Origin of the sequence: Sphingomonas kyeonggiensis (genome assembly GCF_014196745.1) — a bacterium.
GTDB lineage: Bacteria > Pseudomonadota > Alphaproteobacteria > Sphingomonadales > Sphingomonadaceae > Sphingomonas > Sphingomonas kyeonggiensis.
Window position 1 is genome coordinate 135,050 of record NZ_JACIEH010000003.1, and the last position, 25,668, is coordinate 160,717.

The 25,668-nt window shown below is 67.9% G+C and carries 27 protein-coding genes; 11 read left to right on the plus strand and 16 right to left on the minus strand.

Going from position 1 to position 25,668, the window contains the following annotated elements; genetic code table 11:
• Positions 1–59: 59 nt before the first annotated feature.
• From GGR46_RS15665 to GGR46_RS15680, 4 genes are all read left to right on the plus strand, one after another.
• The gene (locus tag GGR46_RS15665; protein ID WP_183998977.1) at positions 60–425 is read left to right on the plus strand and encodes a VOC family protein; all 366 of its coding nucleotides are present in this window, start codon (positions 60–62) and stop codon (positions 423–425) included.
• A gap of 69 nt (positions 426–494) precedes the next feature.
• Positions 495–1,682, plus strand: coding sequence for a parallel beta-helix domain-containing protein (locus tag GGR46_RS15670; protein WP_183998978.1), 1,188 nt, complete (start codon positions 495–497; stop codon positions 1,680–1,682).
• Positions 1,679–2,698, plus strand: coding sequence for an SO2930 family diheme c-type cytochrome (locus GGR46_RS15675; RefSeq protein ID WP_183998979.1), 1,020 nt, complete (start codon positions 1,679–1,681; stop codon positions 2,696–2,698). The genes GGR46_RS15670 and GGR46_RS15675 overlap by 4 nt, the downstream gene beginning before the upstream one ends.
• A gap of 100 nt (positions 2,699–2,798) precedes the next feature.
• Positions 2,799–4,196, plus strand: coding sequence for a UdgX family uracil-DNA binding protein (locus GGR46_RS15680; protein ID WP_183998980.1), 1,398 nt, complete (start codon positions 2,799–2,801; stop codon positions 4,194–4,196).
• A gap of 217 nt (positions 4,197–4,413) precedes the next feature.
• Here the strand turns inward: GGR46_RS15680 and ftsH are convergent, their stop codons facing one another.
• The 6 genes from ftsH to GGR46_RS15710 form a co-directional block, all read right to left on the minus strand.
• Positions 4,414–6,375, minus strand: a complete 1,962-nt coding sequence (ftsH, locus tag GGR46_RS15685; RefSeq protein ID WP_183998981.1) for an ATP-dependent zinc metalloprotease FtsH — start codon at positions 6,373–6,375, stop codon at positions 4,414–4,416.
• 67 nt (positions 6,376–6,442) lie between these two features.
• Entirely contained in the window at positions 6,443–7,444 is a 1,002-nt protein-coding gene (gene tilS, locus GGR46_RS15690; protein ID WP_183998982.1) for a tRNA lysidine(34) synthetase TilS, read from the minus strand.
• Complete coding sequence (locus tag GGR46_RS15695) at positions 7,422–8,396, minus strand: tetratricopeptide repeat protein (RefSeq protein ID WP_183998983.1); 975 nt, start codon at positions 8,394–8,396, stop codon at positions 7,422–7,424. Before GGR46_RS15695 ends, tilS begins: the two co-directional genes overlap by 23 nt.
• 91 nt (positions 8,397–8,487) lie before the next feature.
• Entirely contained in the window at positions 8,488–9,411 is a 924-nt protein-coding gene (locus GGR46_RS15700; protein WP_183998984.1) for a helix-turn-helix domain-containing protein, read from the minus strand.
• 109 nt (positions 9,412–9,520) lie between these two features.
• Positions 9,521–11,800: a phosphoenolpyruvate--protein phosphotransferase gene (ptsP, locus tag GGR46_RS15705; RefSeq protein WP_183998985.1), complete on the minus strand. Its 2,280-nt coding sequence runs from the start codon at positions 11,798–11,800 to the stop codon at positions 9,521–9,523.
• Between the two features lie 76 nt (positions 11,801–11,876).
• Complete coding sequence (locus GGR46_RS15710; protein WP_183998986.1) at positions 11,877–12,500, minus strand: hypothetical protein; 624 nt, start codon at positions 12,498–12,500, stop codon at positions 11,877–11,879.
• Positions 12,501–12,705: 205 nt separating this feature from the next.
• Here GGR46_RS15710 and GGR46_RS15715 point away from each other — a divergent pair, with 205 nt between their 5' ends.
• On the plus strand, positions 12,706–13,047 hold the full coding sequence (locus GGR46_RS15715) for a PadR family transcriptional regulator (RefSeq protein WP_183998987.1): 342 nt from the start codon (positions 12,706–12,708) through the stop codon (positions 13,045–13,047).
• On the plus strand, positions 13,047–14,003 hold the full coding sequence (locus GGR46_RS15720) for a hypothetical protein (protein WP_183998988.1): 957 nt from the start codon (positions 13,047–13,049) through the stop codon (positions 14,001–14,003). The genes GGR46_RS15715 and GGR46_RS15720 overlap by 1 nt, the downstream gene beginning before the upstream one ends.
• A gap of 18 nt (positions 14,004–14,021) precedes the next feature.
• Here the strand turns inward: GGR46_RS15720 and GGR46_RS15725 are convergent, their stop codons facing one another.
• From GGR46_RS15725 to GGR46_RS15735, 3 genes are all read right to left on the minus strand, one after another.
• Positions 14,022–15,053: an NAD(P)H-dependent flavin oxidoreductase gene (locus tag GGR46_RS15725; RefSeq protein ID WP_183998989.1), complete on the minus strand. Its 1,032-nt coding sequence runs from the start codon at positions 15,051–15,053 to the stop codon at positions 14,022–14,024.
• 56 nt (positions 15,054–15,109) lie between these two features.
• Positions 15,110–15,898 (minus strand): hypothetical protein, encoded by a 789-nt coding sequence (locus GGR46_RS15730; protein ID WP_184000051.1) that lies wholly within the window; start codon positions 15,896–15,898, stop codon positions 15,110–15,112.
• Positions 15,899–16,001: 103 nt separating this feature from the next.
• The gene (locus tag GGR46_RS15735; protein ID WP_183998990.1) at positions 16,002–17,282 is read right to left on the minus strand and encodes an aspartate kinase; all 1,281 of its coding nucleotides are present in this window, start codon (positions 17,280–17,282) and stop codon (positions 16,002–16,004) included.
• An 82-nt stretch (positions 17,283–17,364) separates the two neighbouring features.
• Between GGR46_RS15735 and ubiG the strand changes: the two genes are divergently transcribed.
• Entirely contained in the window at positions 17,365–18,096 is a 732-nt protein-coding gene (gene ubiG, locus GGR46_RS15740; protein WP_183998991.1) for a bifunctional 2-polyprenyl-6-hydroxyphenol methylase/3-demethylubiquinol 3-O-methyltransferase UbiG, read from the plus strand.
• An 8-nt stretch (positions 18,097–18,104) separates the two neighbouring features.
• On the opposite strand, the gene GGR46_RS15745 is transcribed toward ubiG, so the two are convergent.
• The 4 genes from GGR46_RS15745 to GGR46_RS15760 form a co-directional block, all read right to left on the minus strand.
• Positions 18,105–18,317, minus strand: coding sequence for a DUF4287 domain-containing protein (locus tag GGR46_RS15745; protein ID WP_183998992.1), 213 nt, complete (start codon positions 18,315–18,317; stop codon positions 18,105–18,107).
• A gap of 68 nt (positions 18,318–18,385) precedes the next feature.
• The gene (locus tag GGR46_RS15750) at positions 18,386–18,952 is read right to left on the minus strand and encodes a carbohydrate binding domain-containing protein (protein ID WP_183998993.1); all 567 of its coding nucleotides are present in this window, start codon (positions 18,950–18,952) and stop codon (positions 18,386–18,388) included.
• Between the two features lie 79 nt (positions 18,953–19,031).
• Entirely contained in the window at positions 19,032–19,403 is a 372-nt protein-coding gene (locus GGR46_RS15755; RefSeq protein ID WP_183998994.1) for a tRNA-binding protein, read from the minus strand.
• A 38-nt stretch (positions 19,404–19,441) separates the two neighbouring features.
• The gene (locus GGR46_RS15760; RefSeq protein ID WP_183998995.1) at positions 19,442–19,789 is read right to left on the minus strand and encodes a GFA family protein; all 348 of its coding nucleotides are present in this window, start codon (positions 19,787–19,789) and stop codon (positions 19,442–19,444) included.
• 80 nt (positions 19,790–19,869) lie between these two features.
• Here GGR46_RS15760 and GGR46_RS15765 point away from each other — a divergent pair, with 80 nt between their 5' ends.
• A complete protein-coding gene (locus tag GGR46_RS15765) occupies positions 19,870–20,556 on the plus strand; it encodes an endonuclease III domain-containing protein (protein ID WP_183998996.1) in 687 nt (228 codons plus the stop codon).
• Positions 20,557–20,586: 30 nt separating this feature from the next.
• Entirely contained in the window at positions 20,587–21,288 is a 702-nt protein-coding gene (gene ung, locus GGR46_RS15770) for a uracil-DNA glycosylase (protein WP_183998997.1), read from the plus strand.
• Here ung and GGR46_RS15775 read toward each other — a convergent pair.
• Entirely contained in the window at positions 21,277–21,786 is a 510-nt protein-coding gene (locus tag GGR46_RS15775) for a 2'-5' RNA ligase family protein (protein ID WP_183998998.1), read from the minus strand. The genes ung and GGR46_RS15775 overlap by 12 nt on opposite strands.
• Before the next feature lie 127 nt (positions 21,787–21,913).
• Between GGR46_RS15775 and GGR46_RS15780 the strand changes: the two genes are divergently transcribed.
• Both GGR46_RS15780 and GGR46_RS15785 read left to right on the plus strand, forming a co-directional pair.
• Entirely contained in the window at positions 21,914–23,368 is a 1,455-nt protein-coding gene (locus GGR46_RS15780) for a S41 family peptidase (protein WP_183998999.1), read from the plus strand.
• A 153-nt stretch (positions 23,369–23,521) separates the two neighbouring features.
• Positions 23,522–24,181, plus strand: coding sequence for a DUF6891 domain-containing protein (locus tag GGR46_RS15785; protein ID WP_246426185.1), 660 nt, complete (start codon positions 23,522–23,524; stop codon positions 24,179–24,181).
• A gap of 51 nt (positions 24,182–24,232) precedes the next feature.
• Here the strand turns inward: GGR46_RS15785 and GGR46_RS15790 are convergent, their stop codons facing one another.
• Both GGR46_RS15790 and GGR46_RS15795 read right to left on the minus strand, forming a co-directional pair.
• The gene (locus tag GGR46_RS15790) at positions 24,233–24,967 is read right to left on the minus strand and encodes a hypothetical protein (RefSeq protein ID WP_183999001.1); all 735 of its coding nucleotides are present in this window, start codon (positions 24,965–24,967) and stop codon (positions 24,233–24,235) included.
• A gap of 358 nt (positions 24,968–25,325) precedes the next feature.
• The gene (locus tag GGR46_RS15795) at positions 25,326–25,649 is read right to left on the minus strand and encodes a hypothetical protein (RefSeq protein WP_183999002.1); all 324 of its coding nucleotides are present in this window, start codon (positions 25,647–25,649) and stop codon (positions 25,326–25,328) included.
• Positions 25,650–25,668 lie beyond the last annotated feature (19 nt).

Genomic DNA, 25,668 nt, shown 5'->3' on the forward strand with positions numbered 1-25,668 from the left:
CGCCTTTGCCGGAATGCCGCGCCATCGGCGCCCTATCTCCTGCCGCGAAGGAGACAGTCATGATCGACCATATCGAAATCCGCACCGCCCGCCTGGCCGAGAGCCTGATCTTCTACGCCGACGCGCTGGCACCGCTCGGCTACAGGCAGAAGGTCGATGGTCCCGCCAAGGGCTTCGGCAACGAGACCGCGCTCGACCTGTTCCTGGTCGAGGCCGAGGTGCCATCCGACCTGCACTTCGCGTTTACCGCCCCGGACCGCGCCACGGTCGACCGCATCTATGCCGCCGGGCGCGCCGCCGGCCATGTCCTCGACCGTGCCCCCGCGCTCGCCTCCCACATCCATCCGAACTATTATGCCGGCTATCTTCGCGACCCCGATGGCCGGCTGATCGAGTTCGTCTGCCACCAGCCCGAGCCGGCCTAACTGACAGGACTGTCAATTTCCCTCGACCGGCGTATCATCCTTCAAAAATACGCAAATGGGGAGAGAGGGATGCTTCGATTCTGTGCGCTTGCCGTGCTGCTCGCCGCGACTCCGGCGATGGCGAAGGACATCATCGTCGAGGCGGGGCCGGGCGCCCAGGAGCGGCTGCAGACCGCGCTGCTCGATGCCAAGCCCGGCGACACCGTCCGCATCGGCGCCGGGCGTTTCGAGCTGACCGACGGCCTCAGCCTCGACGTGAACGGCGTGACGGTGCGCGGCGCCGGCCCGCTCAAGACCGTTCTCAGCTTCAAGGGCCAGCTCGGCGCCGGCGAGGGGCTGCTGGTCACCTCCGACGACGTGGTGCTGCGCGACTTCGCGGTGGAGGACTCCAAGGGCGACGGCATCAAGTCCAAAGGCGCCGACCGGATCGTCTACAAGAACGTCCGCGTGGAATGGACGGGCGGGCCCAAGGCCAGCAACGGCGCGTACGGCGTCTATCCGGTCGAGAGCGAGGACGTGCTGATCGACGGCGTCACGGTGAAGGGGGCGTCGGACGCGGGCATCTATGTCGGCCAGTCTAACCGGATCATCGTCCGCAACTCGACCGCGATGTACAATGTCGCGGGGATCGAGATCGAGAATAGCGGCCTGGCCGAAGTGACCAACAACCTCGCCACCCACAATACCGGCGGCATCCTGGTGTTCGACCTGCCTGCGCTCCCGCGCCGCGGCAAGGGCTGGGTCATGGTCTCGGGCAACAAGGTGCGCGACAACGACACCCCCAATTTCGCACCGCCAGGCAACACCGTCGCCACCGTGCCGACCGGCACCGGCGTACTGGTGATGGCCGAGAACGACGTCACCGTCTGGAACAACGAATTGAGCGGCAACGGCACTGCCAACATCATGGTCGTCGCCTATCGCCAGCCCTTCGAAGACAAGGGCTATGATCCCTATCCGCGCAACATCCGCCTGGCCGGCAACAAGCATGGCCGCGCCGGCTTCGCCCCGGCCATGCCCGGCGGCAAGGAGCTCGCCGCGGCGCTGGGCGGCACGCTGCCGCCAGTCTTCTGGGACGGCACCGGCGGCGAGCAGGTCAAGCTGACCGGCAATGACGGGCCGGTGCTGACCCTCGGCCTGGCGCTCGGCGCAGGGATCGAGACCGCCAAGCCGCAGCTGATCAAGCTCGAGGACGAGATCCCGCCGCCCTGGCAGACCTTCAAGCTGCCGCCGGCGATGGAGGCCGCCGCCAAATGAAGGCGCTGCTCGGCGCGGCCGCTCTGTTCGCCGCCGCGCTGCTCGGCCGCCCGGCCGGGGTGAACGACGCCGCGATCACCGCCGAGGGCTGGCCCGCCCATCTTTCCGACTATGGCTTCTTCACCGACCTGAAGACCCGCGCACCGGCCCAGCGGCTGATGCGCTACGATCTCGAGACGCCGCTCTTCTCCGACTATGCCGAGAAGGAGCGCTACCTCTACCTGCCCGAGGGGACGCGGGCGAAGTACGATCCGGACAAGCCGCTCGACCTTCCCGTCGGCGCCGCGCTGATCAAGACCTTCGGCTACCGGATCGGCGGCGCGTTCAAGCCGCTCGAGACCCGCGTCCTGCTCCACCGCACGAGCGGCTGGGTGCCGATCCCCTATGTCTGGAATGCGGAAGGGACCGATGCCGACGTCAGGCGCGCCGGCACGCGCATCCCGGTGCGCTTCACCGATCCTTCCGGCACGCAGCACAGCATCAGCTATGCCGTGCCCAACCAGAACCAGTGCAAGGACTGCCATGGCCTTGCCGGGCAGGTGACCCCGATCGGCATCAAGGCGCGTTACCTCAACCATGGCGGCCAGCTGGAGAAATTGCTGGCGGCCGGGATGCTCGACCGGCTGCCCGCCGATGCGCCGAAAGTCGCCCGCTGGGACGACACGGCAGCGCCGATCGACCAGCGCGCCCGCGCCTGGCTGGAGATCAACTGCGCGCATTGCCACAATCCGCAGGGCGCGGCGTCCAATTCGGGCCTGTTCCTCGATCTCGCCCGCACCGATCCCGAGCAGCGCGGACTGTTCAAGCGGCCCACCGCCGCCGGCCGCGGCGCCGGCACCCGCGACTTCGACATCGTCCCCGGCGATCCCGAAGCCTCGATCCTGCTCTACCGGATGGAATCGACCGACCCCGGCATCGCCATGCCCGAGCTCGGTCGCGCCACCGTCCACAAGGAAGGCGTCGCGCTGGTCCGCGAATGGATCGAATCGATGCCGAAAACGCCCGACAAGCGTTAGTAGCCGTCATCCCGGCGAAAGCCGGGATCTCAGGCAAATAGAGCGAACGGCCCGCGGCACGAGATCCCGGCTTTCGCCGGGATGAGGGTTGGGACCGGGTGTGCGCGTCGTAAGTCTGGCAAGCGAGGACGATTTCACCGGCTGGCGCGACGCCGCGCGAGGGCTCGCCCAGGCGGGGGTGCCGGCATCCGAGATACTCTGGCAGGTCGGCGCGCACGCTACCGATCTGTTCGCGGACGAAGCGGTCGTGGCGCCCGCCGCACCGCGCGCCCTCAAGGTCCCCCGCGCCTTTCTCGACCTCGCCCAGTCGGCAATCCTCCACAGCGATCCCGAGCGCTTCGCCCTGCTCTACGCGCTGCTCGCCGGCGATCCGCATCGCGTCGCCGACCAGGCCGATCTGCTCGTCCGCCGCCTGGAAGCCATGGCCCGTGCCGTTCGCCAGGACATCCACAAGATGCGCGCCTTTGTCCGCTTCCGCGAGGTGCAGGACGCACCGCCCTTCCCCGGCACCGGCGAGCCCAATACCCGCTACGTCGCCTGGTTCGAGCCGGAGCATCACATCGTCCGCGCCAATGCCCGCTTCTTCGTCGAGCGCTTCACCAGCATGCGCTGGTCGATCCTCACCCCCGAGCTGACGCTCCACTGGGACACCGAGACGCTCACCGAAGGCCCCGGCGCCACGCGCGGCGATGCGCCGGGTGACGATCCGGTCGAGGATATCTGGAAGACCTATTACGCGTCGATCTTCAACCCGGCCCGGCTGAAGACCGGGATGATGCGCAAGGAGATGCCGCGCAAATATTGGAAAAACATGCCCGAGACCGCGTTGGTCAAGGAGTTGGTCGCAACCGCGCGCCAGCGGGAGACGGCGATGGTGGCGACGGCACAGGCCCGGCCGGGCGGGAATATCGAGGACGCGTGGCAGGCGCTGCGCGACGAGGCGGCGCATTGCACGCGCTGCGACCTGTATCGGCACGCGACGCAGACCGTGTTCGGCGAAGGGCCGGTCCATGCCCGGATGATGATCGTCGGCGAGCAGCCGGGCGACCAGGAGGATCTGGCCGGTCGTCCGTTCGTCGGGCCGGCAGGCGAGGTGTTCGACCGTGCCCTGGCCGATGCGCGGATCGACCGCGACACCGTCTATGTCACCAATGCCGTGAAGCACTTCAAGTTCGAGTCGCGCGGCAAGCGACGCATCCACAGCAGGCCCGATGCCGGCGAGATGCAGGCGTGCCGCTGGTGGTACGAGCAGGAACGCCTGCTGGTGAAGCCGGAGATGACCGTCGCGATGGGCGCCACCGCCGCACGGCAGTTGCTCGGCAAGGCCGTGACGATCACGGCGATGCGGGGCCGGGCGATCGAGCTGCCCGAGAGCGGCCTGGGCTGGGTGACGATCCACCCGAGCTTCCTGTTGCGGATGCCGGACAAGTCGAGGGCCGAGGACGCGTTCGCTGCGTTCGTCGAGGACCTGAGGGGCGCGGCGAAGGCGCTGTCTTAGGTTGCAGCGCCTTTCAATCCTCCCCCGCCAGGGGGAGGTGGCGCCCGAAGCGCGACGGAGGGGGAGGCAAGCGAAACGATAGTTGGCTGCTTACCTTCCCCCTCCACCAGCTTCGCTGGTCCCCCTCCCCCTGGCGGGGGAGGATTGTAGAACCACCCCAAAGAAAAACCCTCCCCCGATCGCTCGGGAGAGGGCCTTTTCATTGGCTAAGGCCGGATCAGGCGCCCTGGGGCGTCGGCTGTCCGAACGGACCCTTGGGCTTGCGGATCTTGGGGATGGAGGTCCCCGCGACCGCCGTCGGGCGCGCCGCCGTGCCCGGGTCCTCGCGGCCGAGATCCTCGCCGGCGATCAGCCGCTTGATCTCCTCGCCGGTGAGCGTCTCGAACTCGAGCAGCGCCTGGGCAATGGTGTGGAGCTGGTCGATATGGTCGGTGAGCAGCTGGCGGGCACGGCCGAGGCCGCGCTCGACGAACGCCTTCACTTCGCTGTCGATCAGCCGCGCGGTCTCGTCCGACATCGGCTTGGCGCGCGCCATCGAGTAGCCGTACGCCTCGTCGCTCTCCGAGAAGTCGAGCGGGCCGACATTGTCCGACAGGCCCCACTTCGTGACCATCGCGCGGGCGAGACGCGTCGCCTGCATGATGTCGTTCGAGGCGCCCGACGAGACCTTGTCGTAGCCGAAGATCAGCTCCTCGGCGATGCGGCCGCCGAACGCCACGGCGATATCGGCGTGCATCTTGTCGCGGTGATAGCTGTAGCTGTCCCGCTCCGGCAGCGGCTGGACCATGCCCAGCGCGAAGCCGCGCGGGATGATCGTCGCCTTGTGGATCGGATCGGCGGTCGGCTCGTGCGCGAAGACCAGGGCGTGGCCGGCCTCGTGATAGGCGGTCATCCGCTTCTCGTCGTCGGTCATCACCATCGAGCGGCGCTCGGCACCCATCAGCACCTTGTCGCGCGCGTCGTCGAATTCCTGCGCCGCGACCAGCCGCTTGCCGCGGCGGGCTGCGAGCAGCGCCGCCTCGTTGACCAGGTTGGCGAGATCGGCGCCCGAGAAGCCCGGCGTGCCGCGCGCGATGACGCGCGGCTCGACGTCGGGCGCCAGCGGCACCTTCTTCATATGGACCTGGAGGATCTTCACGCGGCCTTCGATGTCCGGACGGGGCACCTGGACCTGCCGGTCGAAGCGGCCCGGACGCAGCAGCGCGGGATCGAGCACGTCGGGGCGGTTGGTCGCCGCGATGATGATGATGCCCTCGTTCGCCTCGAAGCCGTCCATCTCGACGAGCAGCTGGTTGAGCGTCTGCTCGCGCTCGTCATTCTGGTTGCCGAGGCCGGCACCGCGCGAACGGCCGACGGCATCGATCTCGTCGATGAAGACGATGCAGGGGGCCGACTTCTTGGCCTGCTCGAACATGTCGCGCACACGCGACGCGCCGACACCGACGAACATCTCGACGAAGTCCGAGCCCGAGATGGTGAAGAAGGGCACGCCCGCCTCACCCGCGATGGCGCGGGCGAGCAGCGTCTTGCCGGTACCGGGCGAGCCGACCAGCAGCGCGCCCTTGGGGATCTTGCCGCCGAGGCGAGCGAACTTGGTCGGGTCCTTGAGGAACTCGACGATCTCCTGCAGCTCCTCGCGCGCCTCGTCGATGCCGGCGACGTCGTCGAAGGTGACCTTGCCTTCCTTCTGGGTGAGCAGGCGCGCACGCGACTTGCCGAAACCCATCGCGCCCGAGCCCGAGCCCTTTTGCATCTGGCGGATCACGAAGAAGGCGATGCCGAGCATCAGCAGGAACGGCAGCGACTGGTAGAGCAGGTAGAACCAGATCGACGGCGTCTCCTCGGCACGCGCTGTGACCTGCACGTTCTTGTCGAGCAGGTTACGGATCATCTGGGGATCCTCGGGCGCGTTCGTGCGGAACTTGCTGTCGTTGGTGAAGCTGCCCGTCACCACGCCGGTGCCACGGGCGATGTTGACCGACTTCACCTCGCCATTGTTCACCTTGGCGATGAACTGCGAATAGGAGATCGCATCGCCCGTCGCCGGCGCGTTGCGGTTGTCGAACATCGTCACGAAAAGGGCGAGCGCAGCCAGGATGCCCACCCAGATCAGCAGGCTCTTCATCCAGGGGTTGCCCCCATTCTCCGGACCCTGCTGCTGCTTGTCGTTGTCGCTCATGCGGAATCGGTACCTTTCGCCCACCAAGATAGGCACGGCCAAGTTAATGGCAATGGAACAGCGTCGATCAGTGTGATCGACGGGGTGGCGCCAGTTCGAAACGCCACATAGCGGCTTTGGTTCTCGCCATCACTTCCGCAATGGTACCGGTGCCCCCGGCATCGAGCGCGGCGAGCAGCGGTTCGAGGCCGGTCTCGCGCCAGTCCGGCCCCAGGCCGTGCGCGGCGCGGACGGTAGCGACGGCGCGCTCGGCGAGGCGGCGGCGCAATTCGCGGGGCAGGCCGGCGGGATCGATCGTCACCTGATTCGGCGTGATCGTGGCACGCGCCTGCCATTCGCGCTCGGCAGCCCAGGCCAGGGCGTCCTCGGCATCGCGCAGATTGGCGGCGGCAAGCGCGAGGCGATCGGCGGGCAGGTCCCCCGCCTCGGCGAGCAGCGCGCGGATGCGGGCGCGATCGAAGCGCGGATCGGCGTTGGAGGGATCGCGGACCGGGGCGATGCCGGCAGCGGCCACCAGATCCTCCAGCTCGGTGCGGGTCCAGCCGAGCAGCGGGCGGATCAGCGTGACCGGGCCGAGCGGGCGCGATGCGGCCATCGCCGCGAGCCCGCCCACTCCGGCGCCGCGGCGCGCGCGCATCAGGAAGGTCTCGGCGACATCGTCCTGCTGGTGCGCGGTGGCGACCCAGGCGGCACGGCCGATCGCCCAGTCGGCGAGCAGCGCATAGCGCAACGCCCGCGCGCCCTGCTGGAGATTGCCGGTGACGGGGACGCTGCCCGCCAACGTCTCGTGCGGCACGTCGAGCTGGTTGCACAGGCGGCGGACCAGAGCCGCCTCCTCCACCGCTTCGGGGCGCAGGCCGTGATCGACCGTCGCGGCGATCACCGCGCCGGGCCAGGCATTATGGGCGAGGAGCAGCAGCGCGAGGCTGTCCGGCCCGCCGGACACGGCGAGCGCGAGCTTCTGTTCGGAGGATGGCACGGCGCCGAGGAGCCCCGCGCAGTCGTACCGGAAGCGCTCGACCACCTCAGGGTCGAGCGTCAGCCGGTCACTTGCACTTCTGACTTGCACGACCCTCGACCACACCGGCCTTCATCTCGGTCGACAGCTTGTCGCCATAGAGCTGGTCGAGCTCGGTGTAGACCTTGCAGACCTCGCTGGCCGGCTTCTTCAGCTTGATGAGCGCCTGGGCCAGATAATAGAGGCTGTCGGGCGCGCGCTCGCCCTTGGGGTTCTTCTTGTAGTTCTCGTAGAAGGCCACCGCCGCGAGGCTGGGCGCACCGCTGTCGAGATAGGCGCGGCCGAGCAGGTTCTGCGAATAGCTGGCGCGGCGATGCGTCGGATATTTGGTCGCCACCGCTTCGAGCTCGCGGCGCGCTTCCGGATAGAGCTTGGCCTGCCACAGGCGGAAGCCATAGGTGTAGCCGTCCTCGGCCGGATCGCCCGAGGCGGGCTTCTCGATCGCCGCGACCTGCTGGGCCCGCGTGCCGGTGGGCTTGGGCGTGTTCGCGGGTGTGGTGCTCGCGCCCGGCGCCGGAATGGTCGGACGCGTGCCGATCGGGGCAGGCGGACGGATCGCCGCGCCACCAGTGTCGCTAGGCACGGTCGTATCCTCGCCGCCGAGTGCGGCATTTGCGGTCGAGCGGTCCTCGAGCGTCTTGAGGCGGTTGTCGGTCAGCCGCTTATAGGCGGAGAAGGCGTCCTCGAGCTGGCGCAGGCGATACTGGCCCTGCTCGACCTGACCGGTGAGCGTGCGCTGCTGCTCCTCCAGCGCAGTGACGCGGCTGGTGAGGTCGTTGAGCGGCGAGCTGGACGGGATGCCCGGGATATTGGTGTTGGTCTCGGGCGTGATCTGCGGCTCGACGGTCTGGCCGGCGCCGCCCGGGAACACCTTGCGCTGCACCGCGCGCATCTCGCGCTCCAGCCGGTCGACGCGGCCGGAGATGCCCGAATCCTGGGCCTGGGCGGTGCCGGCGGCGCCGAAGACGACGGCCATTGCAGTTGCAGCGAGAAGAAAACGCATCGATCACACCCCCCGGTGCAGGTCAAACAAGGTGAACAGAGTTTAGCTATAACCGGGAGGAGGCATTCCCCGCCAGTCCCGGGGGAAATCCTTATGGCGTGCTGTTGCCAGTGCTCGTCGCAGGCAAGGGCTCGTCCGGCACGGGCGTCGGCACCGAGAGGCGCGCCGCGGCGGGCCGCTCGCGCCGGGCGGGCGCCGATGCTGTCGGCGCAGCCCCGGCGATCGGGCCGGCACCCGGCTGGTTGCGGTTGCGCAGCGCATCGGCGCTCACTTCGACATCGACGGTGGTGCCGGCGCGGCCGAGCGGATCGACGTTCGAGCCGTTGAGCGTCACCTGAATCTTCTCGGGCCCGCCGGTGCGGATGCGCGGATGATCGGCATCGGCCGGCACGTCATAGCGCTCGCCCGGCGCGAGCTCGCGCTCGACCAGCTTGGTGCCCTTGGCATCGGTCACCCGGATCCACACGGTGTCGAGCGCAATCAGCGAGACCTGGCCGCCCGCGGGGACCGGCACGACGCTGTTCGCAACGGCGCCGTTGTCGGCGGTGTTCGCCACCGGCTCCTCGGTCGCCAGCGTCTCGGGCGCCGGCGCGCTGCCACGGAACAGATCGGTACCGTAATAGAGGATCGCGCCGACGATCAGCACCAGCGCGAGGATCACGCCGAAAATCGCCAGGCCGCGCGGCGGCACGCGCGCCGGGTCGCTGGTCTCATAGGCGGGGACCGGCGCGGCGCGCTCGGGATTGTGGTGCAGCTCGGCGCGCAACTCGCGCGCGATCGTCACCTCGTCGGCACCGACGGCGCGGGCATAGGCCTTGGCGAAGCCCAGCGCATAGGTGATCGAAGGCAACCCGGCATAATTGCCCTTCTCGATCGCTTCGAGATGGCGTTGCGGAATCCGGGTACGCGCGGCGATCTCGGGAAGGTCCAATCCCTGCGCCTCACGCGCGGCACGCAGCTTGTCCCCCACCGTGGCGGGAAACAGGTTCGGGTCTTCGGCGGCTTCGCCTTCCATCCATACTCTCCGTAGCGGAAGGGTTGCGCCCGGTGCTTCCGCTACGGCTGAAGCTGTCGTTCACCACGTCGCCCCTGTCAACGCCGACAGGGGCTATTTTGCCGGTAGATCAGGCCAGTTCGACGGAATGTTCGCTTGCCCAGGCCTCCAGGCCCTCCCGCAGCGAACGGCCCGGCTCGGCGAGCATCGCGGACATCGCCTCGATAAGCGCCGCGCGATCGAGCGAGCGGATCATCGCCTTGATCGGGCCCACGGCCGCCGGCGTGATCGACAGGCGATCGATGCCGAGCCCGAGCAGCGCCAATGCCTCGAGCGGCCGCCCGCCCATCTCGCCGCAAACGCCTACCGGTACGCCCGCCGCCTGGGCCTGGGCGGTCACGCGCTTGAGGAAGCGCAGGATCGACGGGCTCAGCCAGTCATAGCGCAGCGCCAGCTTGGGATGCGCGCGATCGGCGGCGAAGAGGAACTGGGTAAGGTCGTTGGTGCCGATCGACAGGAAATCGAGCCGCGGCAGCAGCACGTCGAGCACCTCTGCCAGCGCCGGCACCTCGAGCATCGCGCCGTAGCGGATCTCGGTCGGCATCTTGCGCCCGCGCGCGGCGAGCCAGGCGCGCTGCGCCTCGAACAGGTCGCGCGCCGCATCGAACTCCCAGGGCTCGGACACCATCGGGAACATGATGTTGAGCGTGCGGCCGGCGCCCGCCTCGATCAGCGCACGCGCCTGCGCCTTCATCAGGCCGTCACGATCGAGCGCGAGGCGGAGTGCCCGCCAGCCCATCGCGGGGTTCTCTTCCTCACCGTCCTCGTCATGGTTGAGATAGGGCAGCGCCTTGTCGCCGCCGATATCGACGGTGCGGAAGGTGACCGGGCGATCCCCGGCGGCATCGAGCACGTCCTTGTAGAGCCGACGCTGCATCTCGCGCTGGGGCAGCGTGGCCGAGACGAGGAACTGGAACTCGGTGCGGAACAGGCCGATGCCGTCGGCGCCGGTAAGGTCGAGCGCGGCGAGATCGTCGCGCAGGCCGGCATTGACCATCACCGTGATCCGGTGGCCGTCGGCGGTCACCGGCGCGACGCCGCGCATCTGGGCGAAGGCGGCGCGGCGCTTCTGGCTGAGCTCGAGCTTGGTCTCGAACGCCTCCTGCATCGCCGGGGTCGGGCGGACGAACAGGCTCTCCTCGCTCGTGTCGAGCAGGAGCATGTCGCCCTCGGCGATCAGCTGGCGGATGTTGCGGACCCGGCCGAGCACCGGCACGCCCATGGCGCGCGCGACGATGGTGACGTGCGCGGTGAGCGAGCCTTCCTCGAGCACCACGCCCTTGAGGCGCCGACGATCATATTCGAGCAGTTCGGCCGGACCGAGATTGCGCGCGATCAGGATCGAATCCTGGCGCAGACCCATCTGCGCCGCCGTGCCGAGCTGGCCAGAGACGATGCGGAGCAGCCGGTTGGAGAGATCCTCCAGATCGTGCATCCGGTCTCGGAGCAGCGGATCGTCGATCTCGCGCATGCGCTGGCGGGTGCGCTGCTGGACGCGCTCGATCGCCGCCTCGGCGGTGAGGCCGCTGTCGATCGCCTCGTTGATCCGGCGCGACCAGCCTTCGTCGTACGCGAACATCTTGTAGGTCGCGAGAATCTCGTCCTGCTCGCCGCCCACGCCGAACTCGGCCTGGCTGGCCATCCGGTCGATCTGCTCGCGCATCTTGTCGAACGCGGCATAGACGCGGTGGCGCTCCGCCTCGGTATCCTCGGCGACGGTATGCTCGATGGTGATGCGCGGTTGGTGGAACACCGCGACGCCGGCGGCCATGCCGTCGACCAGCTTGAAGCCGTGGCCGAGCTCGGGCGCGGTCGACTGAAGCCGGGTCGAGCCGCCAGCACTCGCCGGGTCGATCAGATCGGCATTGGCGATCAGCTCGCTGAGCACCATCGCCACGGTCTGCAGCGCCTCGATCTCCTCGCTGGCATAGCGCCGCGATTCGGCATGCTGGACGGCGAGCACGCCCACCGACTGCTCGCGGCGGATGATCGGCACGCCGGCAAAGCTGTGGAACGCCTCTTCCCCCGTCTCCGGGCGATAGGCGAAGGCCGGGTGCATCTCGGCCTCGTCGAGGTTCAGCGTCTCGACATTCTGGGCGATCGTGCCGACCAGACCCTCGCCGAGCGCGAGCTTGGTGACATGGACGGCTTCCTGCGCCAGGCCGCGGGTGGCGAACAGCTCGAGCAGACCTTCGCGCAGCAGGTAGATCGAGCAGACCTCGCTATCGAGCGCCTCGCCGATGATGTTGACCACCGAGTTGAGCTTCGATTGCGCCGGGTTGCGCGACGCCATCACGTCGTGAAGGCGGGTCAGTATCTCACGGGCCGAGGCGGCTGCGGAAACGGGCATGCGCAAGGCGCTAACAGATTGTGTTCGCCCACGCCATGCGCCGGCGAACACAAACCGTTACGTCTGCGTATGTTTTTCAGCGCTGGAGGCTGGCCAGCTGCCCGCGCCAGGCGAGGTCGGCGGCACGCCACGCGTCATAGTCGCGGTAGAAGTCGGTGAAGGGCGCCTCCAGCCGGGGCAGCGCGTCGGCCGCGAAGGCCGCGAACTGCTCGGGCGCCACCCGCCCCGCCTCGGCCAGCACGTCGCGCGCGACGCGGCAGAAGCCGGCCTGGGCCGGCGGCTGGGCGAAGAAATTGTACACGCGCGTCATGTCGCGATCGTGCCGCGAATCCCAGCCCGCGCCATAGCGGACGCGGTACTGGCCCTTCACCGCCGCATCAGCAGCGGCGAGCGAGGCCCGGTGCCGGCCGAGCATCGCATTGTACGCCGCGACCGTCTCGCGCTCCGCCACGTCACGGCAGCCGAGCGCCGCCACATTGAGCGCCGCACGCACATGCCAGGCCGTCTGGTCGCGCGAGAGGTTGTGATTGACCGTGTCATACCGCCCGTCGGCGGCGATCGCCGGGATCAGCTGGTTCGGTACCGAACCCGCCGGCGGCAAGGGCCGGTCGAACCCCTGGCCACCGCGATATTGCGCATGCGCAGGCACCGCGCACACGATTCCAACGAGCGCCGCAGCGCCCCAGATCAACGTCTTCATGCAAGAAACCCCCCGGTCTCCATCCCCTGCCGGCAGCATCACCGATCGCGCTGAATCCGGCCTGAAGGATCCTTCTGAATCAGAAGTTTACCGCCTCGATTCGTCGCAAATTACAAGCACTTGCGTAACGATCGGCGCGCCTCTTGCTCTTTAATATACTGTGCGCTACATAGTATGCGTCATACACGATATGAGGCACAGGACGATGCCGGTCGAAGACGACCTGTTCGAGAAACTGCGCGTCGAGCTGCGACGCGGATCGCTGGTGCTGGCGGTGCTCGGGGCGCTGCGCGAGGAGCGCTATGGCTACACGCTGCGCACCAGCCTGGAGGAAGCCGGGCTGCCGATCGACGAAGGCGCGCTCTATCCGCTGCTGCGCCGGCTGGAAGCACAGGGGCTGCTCACCAGCGAGTGGCGCGAGGAGGCCAAGCGCAACAAGCGCTTCTACCGGCTCACCCCGGTCGGCCTCGACGTGCTCGGCCAGTTGCTCGCCGAATGGAACGCGATCTCGGAATCGATCCTCCGCCTGACGCAGGGAGACAAGTGATGGACCTCATCGAACGCTATCTCGGCGCGGTGCGCTGGAACCTGCCCGCCGCCAAGGCTGACGACATCATCGCCGAGCTGGCCGACCTGATCGCCGCGCGGATCGAGGATCGCGAGGAGGGCCTGGGCCGTGCGCTGACCCGCGACGAGATCAGCCAGCTGCTGCGCGAGTTCGGCCATCCGATCGCGGTGGCAGGGCAGTATGGCGATCAGCGCGCATTGATCGGGGCCGAGGTGTTTCCCTTCTACTGGTTCGTGCTCAAGGTCGTGCTCGCCGTGGTCGCGGTGATCGAGCTGGTGCAGATCGGCGGCGGGATCGTGGTGACCGGCGACCTCGGCCAGGCGGTGGCGCACGGTTCGGGCGCGCTGGTGCATACGCTGCTCTACAATGCCGCGCTGGTGACGCTCGCCTTCGCCGTGATCGAGCGGCTCGGCTGGCTCGATTCCTATCTCGCCAAATGGAAGCCGGAGGAGCTACCCGATCTCGGCAAGCTTCGCCTCGACCTGCCGCCGCGCAAGCGCTGGGAGCCGCTGTTCGAGGTCGGTTTCGGCATCGCCTTCCTGATCTGGTGGGCGGGCGGCTTCACCTTCCCCTTCGTGCCGCACGATGCCGGCGTGCGCATCACCGGCGCGCAGGTCTGGGCTACGCTCTACTGGCCGGTCGCGCTGCTGGTCTGGTCGCGGATCGCGCTGAGCCTGATCGGCTTCCTGCGCCCGGGCTGGAAGGCCGTGCGCGCCGTGCTGATCCTCGGTACCACCGCCGCCACGCTGCTCATCGCCAAGGTGCTGCACGAGGCCGGGCAGATCGTCACCGTCGTCGGGACCGACACGGCCAAGGCCGCCCGCATCCAGGAGAGCCTCGACAAGAGCCTTGAGATCGCCGTGATCGTCGTCGCCGCTGCCACTGCCTTCCAGTGCGCCAAGGAGCTCTGGCAGCTGTATCGGGAGCGCCGCTGAGGCGCTCCCCTGTAGGGCTCAGGCCGCGCGCTTCTCCAGCGCGTGGGCCGCCTCGGCCATCAGCGTGGCGATGATGTCGGCGACCGGCTCTTCCTTCGAGACCATGCCGACCGACTGGCCCGCCATCACGCTGCCATGCTCGACATCGCCGTCGATCACCGCGCGGCGCAGGGCGCCCGCCCAGTAATGCTCGATCTGGAGCTGGGCCTCGAGCATCTCGACCTTGCCCTCGTCGAGCAGCTGGGCGACTTCGCGCTGCTTGGCGGAGAACAGCTCGCCCGCGGCATTCTTGAGCGCGCGGACGGGAATCACCGGCAGGCGCGGATCGATCTGGACGCTGGCGATCGCATCACGGGCCGAGGCGCGGATGAACGCCTTCTTGAAATTGGCGTGCGCGATGCTCTCGCTCGCGCAGACGAAGCGGGTGCCGAGCTGGACGCCCGCCGCGCCCATGTCGAGATAGCCGGCGATCGCCTCGCCGCGGCCGATGCCGCCGGCGACGAAGACCGGAACCTGCTCGGCGACTTCGGGGAGGATCTCCTGGGCGAGCACGCTGGTCGAGACCGGGCCGATATGGCCGCCCGCTTCCATGCCCTCGACCACCAGCGCATCGACGCCGCTGCGGATCAGCTTCTTGGCGAGGCTGAGCGCGGGGGCGAAGCAGATCAGCTTGGCGCCGTTCGCCTTGATCGCGTCGAGCGAGCCCGCCGGCGGCAGGCCACCCGCCAGCACGACATGGCCGACATCGTGCTTCTTGCACACTTCGATCAGTTCGAAGAGCTGGGGGTGCATGGTGATCAGGTTGACGCCGAAGGGCTTCGACGTGAGCGCCTTGGTCCCGGCGATCTCCTTGTCGAGCAGCTCGGGCGTCATCGCGCCGCAGGCGATCACGCCGAAGCCGCCGGCATTGGAGATGGCGGCGACGAGGTTGCGCTCGGACACCCAGGACATGGCGCCGCCCAGGATGGCGGTATCGGTGCCCAGGAATTCGCAGCCGCGCGCCATGCGGCGGGCCAGGCGCTCTGCGCCGACGGAAGATGCATTGGTCATCCCCCTCGCCTAGCCCCGCAACCCGTCGCCCGGCAAGGGTCCCTGCAGTTCCCGCCCTAACGTTCGCGGACGGTCCGGTGATAGTCGATGCGGATCGTCACCCATTCGCCGACCATCAGCTTGTTGTTCACCCGCGGGGGCCGCACGAGGAACTGGAAGGCGGCCTGGCGCACCGATCCGGCGAAACCGGTGCCGCGCGTCTCGTCTAGTTCGTAGCAATCCTCGACCCGGTTGCGCGCCGCAGTGCGGCAGGCGACCAGACCGAAGCCCGGAAAGCGCGCACGGTTTTCGTTGATATAGGGGTTGAGCTCGGCATTGGTCGGCTCGCGCACCCATTCGGCAATGTAGAGCGTCTCGCCGTTGCGCCCCTTGCGGCCCGCGGTCGGTGTGTCGTTCGACCCGCCCCCGCCACCGGCGTCGGCCGTTTCGGTGGACGCGCCGTCGGTGGTCTCGGCACGCGAGGGCACCTTCGAGATGTCGCCCTGCTGATAGTCGTTGCGGCTGAGCTTGAGGAAGGTCGGCGGGCCGACCGGCACCGGCGTCTCGATCGGCGTGGGCACCGGGGGTGGCGGCTGGGTCTGCGCCTGTGCCTGGGTCTTCTGGGCGCGCGCGGCTTTCTTCTCTTGCTTCTCGGCCGGCTTCTTGTCGGGGCTTTCCTCGCCCTTCGACGCCTCGATCCCGAAGGTGTTGAGGCTGTTGCCGTGCTTGCGGCCCGGCAAGGGCGGCACGAAGAACAGCAGCAGCGCCAGGAGCAGCAGCTCGATGACGAGCGCGATGAGCAGCGCGGCGCCGCGCCTGCGCAGCAGCCCCGAATCAGCGAAGAGACGGGTGCGCAGCCACATCATCACGGTTTTGCCCCAACCATGGCGGCGCGGCGGCACCGCGACCGAAACATGGCAGCATCGCGCCGCATGTTACGGTTCGTTGCAGCCGGCGATCAGAAAAGGATCAGGCGGCCTCGTCCGTCGCGTCCAGGCCATAGGCGGTGTGGAGGATGCGCACCGCCAGCTCGGTCTCGTCCTCGTTGATCAGCACCGAGACCTTGATCTCCGAGGTGGTGATCGCCTGGATGTTGATCCCGCGCTCGCCGAGCGTCTTGAACATCGTCGCCGCCACGCCCGCATGGCTGCGCATGCCGACGCCGACCACCGAGATCTTGGCGACGCGCGTGTCCTGGAGCAGGTCGGCGAAGCCGATCGCGGCCTTGGCCTGGTTCAGCGCCTCGATCGAGCGGGCGAGGTCCGCCGCCGGCACGGTGAAGGTCACGTCGGTCGCGCTCGCCGAACCCGCGCTCTGGTGCGCGATGTTCTGGATGATCATGTCGACGTTGATGTTGGCCGCGGCCAGCGGATTGAAGATCGACGCCACCGCGCCGGGCTTGTCCGGCACCGCGGTGAGGGTGATCTTCGCTTCGTTCTTGTCGTGCGCGATGCCGGTGATGAGCTGGCTTTCCACGTCCTGAATCTCCTCTTCGCCCACGATCATCGTTCCGGGCAGCGTGTCCGCCATCGGAGCATCGTCGCCGGTGAACGACGACAGCACCTGAACGCGGACCTGTTCCTTCATCGCCAAGCCCACCGAGCGCGTCTGGAGCACCTTGGCCCCGACGCTGGCGAGCTCCAGCATTTCCTCGTACGTCACCTTCTTGAGCTTGCGGGCCCGGGGGACGATGCGCGGATCGGTGGTGTAGACGCCGTCGACGTCCGTGTAGATGTCGCAGCGATCGGCCTTTACCGCCGCCGCCACCGCCACCGCCGACGTGTCCGAGCCGCCGCGGCCGAGCGTGGTGACGCGGTTGCTGCCGTCGTTGGTGACGCCCTGGAAGCCCGGGATCACTGCGACTTCACCGCGCGCCCAACCTTCTTCGAGGCCGGCCGAATCGATCGTCTGGATCCGCGCCTTGGCATGGGCGGCATCGGTATGGATCGCGACCTGCGAGCCGAGCCAGGAGCGCGCCGGCACGCCGAGCGCCTGCAGCGCGACCGCAAGCAGGCCCGAGGTGATCTGCTCACCAGCGGAGACGACCACGTCATATTCGCGCGGATCATAGAGCGAGCTCGCCTCGCGGCAGAAATTGACCAGCCGGTCGGTCTCGCCGGCCATCGCCGATACGACCACCGCGACCTGGTTGCCGGCGTCCCATTCGCGTTTGACGCGCTTCGCAACGTTCCGGATGCGCTCGATGCCTGCCATCGAGGTGCCGCCGAACTTCATCACGATACGCGCCATGGAAAGAGCCTGTCTGCTTTGCGGGCCTGGTCCCCGCCTGCGCGGGGATGACGATAATGGGGCGTCCTGATAGGAGCGGCGCATGGCAAGCGCAACCAAAGCAACAATTGACCCGCGTGAAGCTGAGCATTTCGGCAAGCTGGCGGCAGACTGGTGGAATCCCAAGGGTAGCTCGGCGATGCTCCACCGGCTGAATCCGGCGCGGTTGGGCTATATCCGCGCCGCGATCGACACGCATTGGGGCGGCGATTCCGCCGGCTTCGCCCCGCTGGCGGGCAGGACCGCGATCGACGTCGGCTGCGGCGCAGGACTGCTCGCCGAGCCCCTCGCCCGGCTGGGCGCGAAGATGACCGGCATCGACGCCGCGCCCGAGAATATCGGCGCCGCCCGCGCCCATGCCGCCGCGACCGGACTCGCCATCGAGTATATCGCCGGTGGCATCGAGAACCTGCCGGACCGGACCTTCGATCTGGTCACCTCGATGGAAGTGATCGAGCACGTCACCGATCCGGCTGCGTTCGTCGGCGCGCTGGCCGGTGCGCTCGCCGAGGGCGGGCTGATGATCCTTTCGACGCCCAATCGCACGCTCGCCTCGCACCTGGCGATGATCACGCTCGCCGAGGGCACCGGCGCGATCCCGCCCGGCACGCACGACTGGAACAAGTTCCTCCGTCCCGAGGAGCTGGAGGAACTGCTGACGGCCGCGGGGCTGAAGGTGATCGACCGCACCGGCCTGGGCTTCTCGCCGGCGCGCGGGTTCGTGACCGGCACCGGCGAAGCGTTGAACTATCTGGTCACGGTGGTGCGGGCCTAGTTCTTCGCCTAGTTCTTCTCTGCCGCCAGCACATGCGCCACGACGGCATTGGCATGTCCGTGGCCCATGCCGTGCGCGTCCTTCAGCATCGCGACCAGCTCCATGTGCTTTGCCGGCAAGGCCTTGCGAACCAGTTCCTGCCATTCGCCGATGGGTCGGCCGTATTTCTTCTCAATGGACGGGAAATAGGAAGCAGGTCCCTTGATCGGTTCCTCGGCCATGTACGCGCTCTCCTGATGTTTATCGCACGGCCAACTGGCGCAGACGCATCGGCCACGCAACCATGGCTTCAGGGCTTCTGCCCATAGTTCAGCACCGCCATCGCGCCGATGTCGAGCGTCTGCTTCGCCGTGTTGACGTGGAGCGCGGCGGCGAGCTCGCCCTTGGCATAGTCGCGGTCGGCATGGCCGGCGGCAGTGTAGAGCTTCCAGTCCGGACCCACCGTCACCGGGTTGCCGAAGAGCTTGGTATAGGGTGCCGCCGCGAGCTGGATCTGGGCGTTGGCGATCTCGGCGGTGGTGGCGCCCTCGGCCGGCTTCTGCACCCGGGCGTAGAAGGCGATCACGATCTTGTCACCCTTCTTCACCCCCAGCTGGAGCGGCGAATTGACCCCGATGCTCCAGGGATTGCCGCCACCCGGCGTCTCGACGCGGATCGCCTTGCCGAACTGGACCTTGGCGTCCTTCACCGATTGCGGCTTGGCGCCGCCCGGCAGGCCGTAGACCTGAAAGCTATCCGGATTGGCGTTGTTGAGGACTTCGGGCTCCGCCGGTGCCGTCTGCGCGGCAAGCGGTGCGAATGCGAGCCCGGCCGGAATCGCCAGGGCAATGGCGGCGAGCGCCAGTCGCTTGGTCATATATGCCTCCCCTCGTTATTTTGCGGGGAGGCTATGCTTGTGTCCGGCTCGTTTCAACGGATTTGTTAGCGCTACCGGATCAGAACAACCGGCCCCCGTCCGGCACCCGCTCGCTGGGGTGGAACAGCACCACCCTGCCCTCGGCATCGGGGAAGCCGAGCGTCAGCACCTCGGACATCATCTTGCCGATCTGGCGCGGCGGGAAATTGACGACGGCGGCGACCTGCATGCCCCGCAGCTGCTCGAGTGTGTAGTGCTCGGTGATCTGCGCCGAGGAGCGCTTGCGGCCGATCGTCGGCCCGAAATCGATCAGCAGCTTGAAGGCCGGCTTGCGCGCCTCGGGGAACGCCTCTGCCTCGACGATCGTGCCGACGCGGATGTCGACGGCGAGGAACTGGTCGAAGCCGATCGTCTCGGCGGCCGGGGCGGCGGGATCGTGGTCCATGTGCATGGAGGCCCCATGCCACCGCACCGCCGCCCCGGCCAGCTTCAACGGCTCGCGCCGTCGTAGAGCTGGACCGTCAGCGCATCGAGATCCAGGCCGTCGGCGCAGCGCAGGTTGATCTCGACCATCGGCCCGTTGGGGCCCCGCCCCTCGGCGAAGGGCGCGACGCCGCAATTGCTGCAGAAGTGATGCTGGATGACGTGATGGTTGAACTCATAGGTCGCCACCACATCGCGCGGGGTGTGGAGGGTGAACCGGTCCGGCGTAGTGAAATGGTGCAGCGGCGCCTTGCGGCGGCAGATCGAGCAGTTGCACTGCATCGCCTGGCCGGGCGGATCCTCGTCGACCGTGTAGGCGATCGCGCCGCAGTGGCAGCTTCCGGTGAACGGCATCGTCTCCTCCTCTTGTTTTGCGGGGCAACGCACGGGCCGCCCCATTGTTCTTGTTCTCATTATGTTCTATTGCGCCGGCCATGCAATCGGGCTTCGGCTTCTACGGGCATGACGACATAGCGCGCTGGCAGCAAGCGCTGGAGCCGATGCGGGCGCTCGCCGGCCCGCTGCCGCGCCGCTCGCCGATCGGGGCGCTGGTCAAGTCGCTGATCAGCGGGCGGACGAAAGACCCAGTGTCGCTCGCCGCCTATGACCGGCTGGTCGCGCGCTTCGGCACGCCCGGCCAGGTGCTGGCGGCGGGACCGGCCGAAGTGCTGCGCCAGATCCATGCGGTCACCCATGCCGAGGACAAGGCACGCTATCTGATCGGTGCGCTCGGGCGGATCGCGGCGGAACGCAAGGGCTTCGACCTGCGCTTCCTGGCCGACCTGTCGCTCGGCGAGGCGCTGGGCTGGCTCGAGCGGCTGCCGGGCGTCGGCCGCAAGGTCGCGGCGGCGACGCTCAACGCCAGCACGCTCGACCGGCCGGTGCTGATCGTCGACACCCATGTGCTGCGCGTGCTCCAGCGCACCGGCTTCGTCCGGCGCAGCGCCGAGGGACGCGACGCGAGCGAGGCGGTGACCGCGGCGATGCCAGAATGGCAGGGCGCCGACTTTCTCGACTTCCACATCGGCACCAAGAAGCTGGGCCAGACGCTGTGCCGCTTCGACGCCACCGATTGCGCCCGCCGCCCGCTTCGGACCGATTGCCGCGCGCGCAGCGATTGACAGGGCGCCGCCGGTCCCGGACAGGAAGCCATGGCCGAGGTGAAACTCCATCCGAGCTGGCTCGAACCGCTGCAAGGCGAGTTCGCCGATCCGTACATGGCGGCGCTGCGCCAGTTCCTCGTCGCCGAGAAGGCCGCGGGCAAGCGCATCTTCCCCGCAGGCGGCGAATGGTTCCGCGCGCTCGACCTGACGCCGCTGGAGAATGTCCGCGTCGTCATCCTCGGCCAGGACCCCTATCATGGCGAGGGCCAGGCGCATGGCCTGTGCTTCTCGGTCAAGCCGGGCGTGCGCACCCCGCCGAGCCTGGTCAACATCTACAAGGAGATGGAGACCGACCTCGGCATCCCGCCGGCGCGTCACGGCTTTCTCGAGCATTGGGCCGAGCAGGGCGTGCTGCTGCTCAACGCCGTGCTCACCGTGCAGATGGGCGCGGCCGCATCGCACCAGGGGCGCGGCTGGGAGCGGTTCACCGATGCGGTGATCCGGCTGGTCAACGCCCGTGCCGAGCCGGTCGTCTTCCTGCTCTGGGGCAGCCACGCCCAGAAGAAGGCGGCATTCGTCGATTCGATCGACAAGGGCGGGCGGCACCTGGTGCTCAAGGCGCCCCACCCCTCGCCGCTCTCCGCCTATTCGGGCTTTTTCGGCTCGGGCCATTTTTCCAAGGCCAACGAATTCCTGAAGAGCGTCGGGCAGAAGCCGATCGACTGGGCGCTGCCGCCGCTACAGGGCTAGCGCGTACTGGCGCTGCACGAGCGGCCAGCGACCCAGCACTTCGTGGCCATGGTCGCTCAGGATGAGCTGGAATTCCTCCACCCGCCAGCCAATCGGATCGATCTCCCTCCGCGGCACACCCATGCCCTTGTAGGCGAGGCTGAGGTGCAGCCAGAAATTGTGCACCGGCAGCTCGACACCACAACGCCGCGCAGCCCGGCGAAGCGCACGGTGGAACGCCGCCGGCGCGGGCATGCCCTTGCGCCCCCGCAGCGCCCGCCGGTCGATCGCGTCGAGCGCCACATCGAACGGATCGAAGTACAGCGCCCCCAGTTCCTCGCGGAGCCGGCCCAGCCGGTGCGGCGCCCAGTTGCGGGCAAGTCCGAGCTTGAGCATCGTGCAATGCCGACGGTCCGGCGGATAGTGCGCGTCCAGCCGGTGCGCGCTGCGGCAGCCGCACAGGGGCGCGCGAAGCTCCGGCGGCGGCTTTATCATGACGTACAGAGCTGGCTCGGACATGGGCACGCTTCCGACTCACTGGATTTGTTCTTATTATGTTCCTTTCCGTGCATTGAGTCGAATCCGGCGATAACAAGGGGATGACTTGCAAATCGGCCGGGCCTAAGCTCGCGCCAAGGAGACCCCCATGCGCCGTACCCTGACCGCCCTGATCGCGCTTTCCCTGGCCGGCTGCAGCGGGGGCGGCGGGAGCGGGTCCGTCTCGGCCGGCGGAGGATCGACCGGCACCTCCACCCCGACTCCCACGCCCACCACCGCGGCAGGCTGCACCCTGCGCGAGCGCCAGACCTGGGCGGCCGCGCAGCTCAACGAATGGTATCTCTTCCCCGAGACGCTGCCCACCAGCCTCGACCCGACGCCCTATTCGACCGTTGGCGCCTATGTCGACGCGCTCACCGCCACCGCGCGCTCGCAGGGCCGCGACCGCTATTTCACCTATGTCACCTCGATCGCCGAGGAGAATGCCTATTACAATTCCGGCTCGAGCGCGGGCTTCGGCTTCCGGCTCTACCTGAGCGGCAACCGCCTCTATTCGGCCGAGACGTTCGAGGGCACCAGCGCGCTCGCCGCCGGGATCGACCGCGGTACCGAGATCCAGGCGATCGGCACCACCACCGCCAATCTGCAGAATGTCAGCGACATCCTCGCCTCGGGCGGCACCGACGCGCTGACCGCCGCGCTTGGCCCGAGCACCGCCGGCACCAGCCGGGTGATGCGGATCAACGACACCGCGGGGGGCACCCGCGTGGTGACCGTCTCCAAGACCGACTATACCCTCGACCCGGTCTCCTCGCGCTACGGCGCCAAGATCATCGACGATGGCGGCCACCGCGTCGGCTATGTCAATCTGCGCACCTTCATCAACACCGCCGATTCGCCGCTGCGCGCCGCCTTCGCCAATTTCAAGGCGCAGGGCGTGACCGAGGTGATCATCGACCTGCGCTACAATGGCGGCGGCCTGGTCTCGATCGCCGAGCTGATGGGCAATCTGATGGGGGCCAACCGCAGCACCTCCGACGTGTTCGACTACATGACCTTCCGCGCCAGCAAGTCGGCGCAGAACGAGACCGCCTATTTCGCGCCGCAGACCCAGTCGATCGCGCCGACCCGGGTCGCCTTCATCGGCACCTCCAGCACCGCATCGGCCAGCGAGCTCGTCGCGGCGGGCATGCTGCCCTATCTCGGCACCAACATGGCGCTGGTCGGCACCAACACCTATGGCAAACCGGTCGGCCAGATCGCGATCGACAAGGCTGCCTGCGACGACCGCTTCCGGATCATTGCCTTCGCCCTGGAGAATCGCGACCATCAGGGCGCCTATTTCAACGGCCTGGCCGGCACGGTGAAGGCGAGCTGCCGCGCGTCGGACGACATCGCCTATCAGCTGGGCGACCCGCGCGAGGCATCGACCCGCGCCGCGCTCGACTTCATCCAGGGCAAGAGCTGCACCGCGATCAGCGCGGTCGGCGGCACCAGCGCCAGTGCCCGCAGCACCGGCGAGACCGGCAGCCCGAGCGCCCAGCAACTGCTGAGCCCCAAGGCACCCAGCGTGCCCCAGCGCGACGTGCCCGGCCTGTTCTGAACTCGTGCGGAAATGCGCGCCGCGCATTTCCGGGCGGCACCGCGAAGCGCCGGATGGCGCTTCCAGAACAGGCTTTGCCCCGTTTTTGCGGCGTCCGGCATAGGCGCGGGCGTCCGCAGTTGCTATCTTCCCCTCCGGACGATGGAGGAAATGATGAAGTCGCTGTTCGGCCGGTTGTTCGGCAAGCGCGCACCCGAGGCGGAAACCGAAGCGGCCCTGGCGCCCCCGGCGACGCCGCCCGAGGAAAAGGCCGAATGGGTGCGCGACCAGATCCGCCGCGACGTGGCGAGCGGCTTCTATGACGAGGACGCGATCCTGACCAACGCGGCCGACGCCTTTGCCGACGACCTGACCCCCGACGAGCTCCGCCCCATGGCGCAGAAGGCGCTGCGCGAGGCGCTGGCCGAGCAGCGCTATGCCGAGCGCCAATGGCCCGAGGAGACCGATTGCGACCGGCTCGACGCCGCCTTCGCCGCGCTGGAGGAGAACGGCGTGATCGCCCGCCAGAACTTCAGCTGCTGCGGCAATTGCGGCGCGACCGAGATCTGGGACGAGGTCCGTGCGGTCGAGGAGACCGGCGCCCCGGCGCACGGCTATGCCTTCTACCACATGCAGGACACCGAGGGCGCGGTGGACGGCGGCGGGCTCTACCTCAACTACGGCGCCTGCGACGAAGGCGAGGACGCCGCCCTGGCGGTGGGCCGCGAGATCGTCGCCGAGCTCGAGGCGCACGGCCTGGAGACGCTATGGGACGGTAGCTGGGACAAGCGCATCGGCGTGACGCTCGACTGGAAGCGCCGCCGGGGGCTCTGAGCCGGGCCCGGCGCCGGCCAGCACCGCCCGCGGAAGTTTACGAAGTTTATGCTACGGGGGCCCGCTTTCCCCGGGTTCGTCACCGCGCGCGAGCTGCTCCAGACGGGCCTCGAATTCGGCTTCCCTGCGTGCATCCTCGGCCGCTTCGCGCGCCGCCTCCCGCCGTTCGACATCGGCGACGCGTTCGTCCCAGGCATCGACGACGAAGGCCCAACTGATCGGCATGCGATCGCGCGGGCGCGGTTCGCCCGCTTCGTCGGCATAGGCATCGCCTTCGAGATTCTGGATCGCATAGGAAAGCTGGCGGGCGGCACCGTCAGGATGGCGGCGCGCCTCCTCCACCCGATCGATCCAGGCGCCGTAGCGGACCGGATCGCGGCGCCCCAGGATGAAGCGGGTGAGCCGCTCGTCGAAATAGCGGCGCTCGCCGATCTGCTCGCCCTGGAAGAAGACCGGCACCGCGACGCCGTGGATCGCCCGGCTGAGCGCCGCCTCGGCGAGACGCTGCACGGCATAGTCGAGCGCCAGGTCCCAGGCGACGCGGAAGCTCTGCGCATCGACGCGCCTTCGCAGCGTATAGGCCGATTGCGGCTGCATGCCGACGCGCTGGCAGGCATGGGCAACGCAGCCGCTCTCGGCCAGCGCCTCGATGAAATCGACCTGCTTCTCCGGCGTCCAGCCATCGTGGCGCGGACGGACGGGGACGGGCGTGGAGAGGCGCGGCTTGTCGCCACGCTTCCCGGCGGAGGCCGCACGCGAGGCGGCGGCGATGCGTTTCCTGCTCATCGGGCAGGATAGGCCAGACGAAATCCTACATTGCGAGGGCTGTAGGATGGTTTGCCGGTGAGTGTGGCGTGAGGGCATCCATCAGGATCTGGAGCCGGGGTCCTTCGGCGCGGGAAGCTGCTTCTGGCCGCGCGTGGCATGTACGATCGGCGGGATCGACAACAGGATCGTCGCGATCCACGCCCCCGATCGCCAGCAACCCAAGCGGCGTGGCCCGCGCCTCGGCCTCCATCACGAACCCACCGGCGCGGAAGGTCGCGCGGGCGGCTTGGGGGGTGAAGAGGGGGTAGGGTTCTGGAGTGGGCATGGTTATATCCGACCGTGTGGCAAAGATCGAGAGCTTTTCAAGGAAGAGGCGCTAACCTTCTACTTGCCCTTCTCTCATGTACACATTCAGATCTCGCTTCAGCAGTAACTCATTTACCACAGATGTACCAATTCCACTCTCTTCATACAGCTTCTCTATAAATTTTCGAAAACCGAAACTTCCTCGTAAATCAGCTTTACCAGCCGAGACAGCCTCAAGAATCCTATCTATTCTATAAAATCCTAAATTCGGAATATTTGGAATTGCAACCAGCTCAGATACCAGGTTTGCCTCCGTCCAATTTGGCACTTCGCAAAAAATATTAGCAATTCTATCTAGAATAACATCGTCCGGCTTACCAAGTATCCTACTCATTTGCTCCACAGACAATCTT

Coding starts and splice junctions, on each gene's coding strand:
- GGR46_RS15695 (WP_183998983.1), bottom strand. CDS start 8,396: ATGCGTTTTCTTCTCGCTGCAACTGCAATGGCCGTCGTCTTCGGCGCC.
- GGR46_RS15750 (WP_183998993.1), bottom strand. CDS start 18,952: ATGACCAAGCGACTGGCGCTCGCCGCCATTGCCCTGGCGATTCCGGCC.
- GGR46_RS15725 (WP_183998989.1), bottom strand. CDS start 15,053: ATGACCAATGCATCTTCCGTCGGCGCAGAGCGCCTGGCCCGCCGCATG.
- ftsH (WP_183998981.1), bottom strand. CDS start 6,375: ATGAGCGACAACGACAAGCAGCAGCAGGGTCCGGAGAATGGGGGCAAC.
- GGR46_RS15785 (WP_246426185.1), top strand. CDS start 23,522: ATGAAGTCGCTGTTCGGCCGGTTGTTCGGCAAGCGCGCACCCGAGGCG.
- GGR46_RS15670 (WP_183998978.1), top strand. CDS start 495: ATGCTTCGATTCTGTGCGCTTGCCGTGCTGCTCGCCGCGACTCCGGCG.
- GGR46_RS15765 (WP_183998996.1), top strand. CDS start 19,870: ATGCAATCGGGCTTCGGCTTCTACGGGCATGACGACATAGCGCGCTGG.
- GGR46_RS15760 (WP_183998995.1), bottom strand. CDS start 19,789: ATGCCGTTCACCGGAAGCTGCCACTGCGGCGCGATCGCCTACACGGTC.
- GGR46_RS15710 (WP_183998986.1), bottom strand. CDS start 12,500: ATGAAGACGTTGATCTGGGGCGCTGCGGCGCTCGTTGGAATCGTGTGC.
- GGR46_RS15730 (WP_184000051.1), bottom strand. CDS start 15,898: ATGATGTGGCTGCGCACCCGTCTCTTCGCTGATTCGGGGCTGCTGCGC.
- GGR46_RS15775 (WP_183998998.1), bottom strand. CDS start 21,786: ATGTCCGAGCCAGCTCTGTACGTCATGATAAAGCCGCCGCCGGAGCTT.
- GGR46_RS15665 (WP_183998977.1), top strand. CDS start 60: ATGATCGACCATATCGAAATCCGCACCGCCCGCCTGGCCGAGAGCCTG.
- GGR46_RS15720 (WP_183998988.1), top strand. CDS start 13,047: ATGGACCTCATCGAACGCTATCTCGGCGCGGTGCGCTGGAACCTGCCC.
- ubiG (WP_183998991.1), top strand. CDS start 17,365: ATGGCAAGCGCAACCAAAGCAACAATTGACCCGCGTGAAGCTGAGCAT.
- GGR46_RS15675 (WP_183998979.1), top strand. CDS start 1,679: ATGAAGGCGCTGCTCGGCGCGGCCGCTCTGTTCGCCGCCGCGCTGCTC.
- GGR46_RS15700 (WP_183998984.1), bottom strand. CDS start 9,411: ATGGAAGGCGAAGCCGCCGAAGACCCGAACCTGTTTCCCGCCACGGTG.
- GGR46_RS15795 (WP_183999002.1), bottom strand. CDS start 25,649: ATGAGTAGGATACTTGGTAAGCCGGACGATGTTATTCTAGATAGAATT.
- ung (WP_183998997.1), top strand. CDS start 20,587: ATGGCCGAGGTGAAACTCCATCCGAGCTGGCTCGAACCGCTGCAAGGC.
- GGR46_RS15790 (WP_183999001.1), bottom strand. CDS start 24,967: ATGAGCAGGAAACGCATCGCCGCCGCCTCGCGTGCGGCCTCCGCCGGG.
- GGR46_RS15735 (WP_183998990.1), bottom strand. CDS start 17,282: ATGGCGCGTATCGTGATGAAGTTCGGCGGCACCTCGATGGCAGGCATC.
- GGR46_RS15715 (WP_183998987.1), top strand. CDS start 12,706: ATGCCGGTCGAAGACGACCTGTTCGAGAAACTGCGCGTCGAGCTGCGA.
- ptsP (WP_183998985.1), bottom strand. CDS start 11,800: ATGCCCGTTTCCGCAGCCGCCTCGGCCCGTGAGATACTGACCCGCCTT.
- GGR46_RS15755 (WP_183998994.1), bottom strand. CDS start 19,403: ATGCACATGGACCACGATCCCGCCGCCCCGGCCGCCGAGACGATCGGC.
- GGR46_RS15745 (WP_183998992.1), bottom strand. CDS start 18,317: ATGGCCGAGGAACCGATCAAGGGACCTGCTTCCTATTTCCCGTCCATT.
- GGR46_RS15780 (WP_183998999.1), top strand. CDS start 21,914: ATGCGCCGTACCCTGACCGCCCTGATCGCGCTTTCCCTGGCCGGCTGC.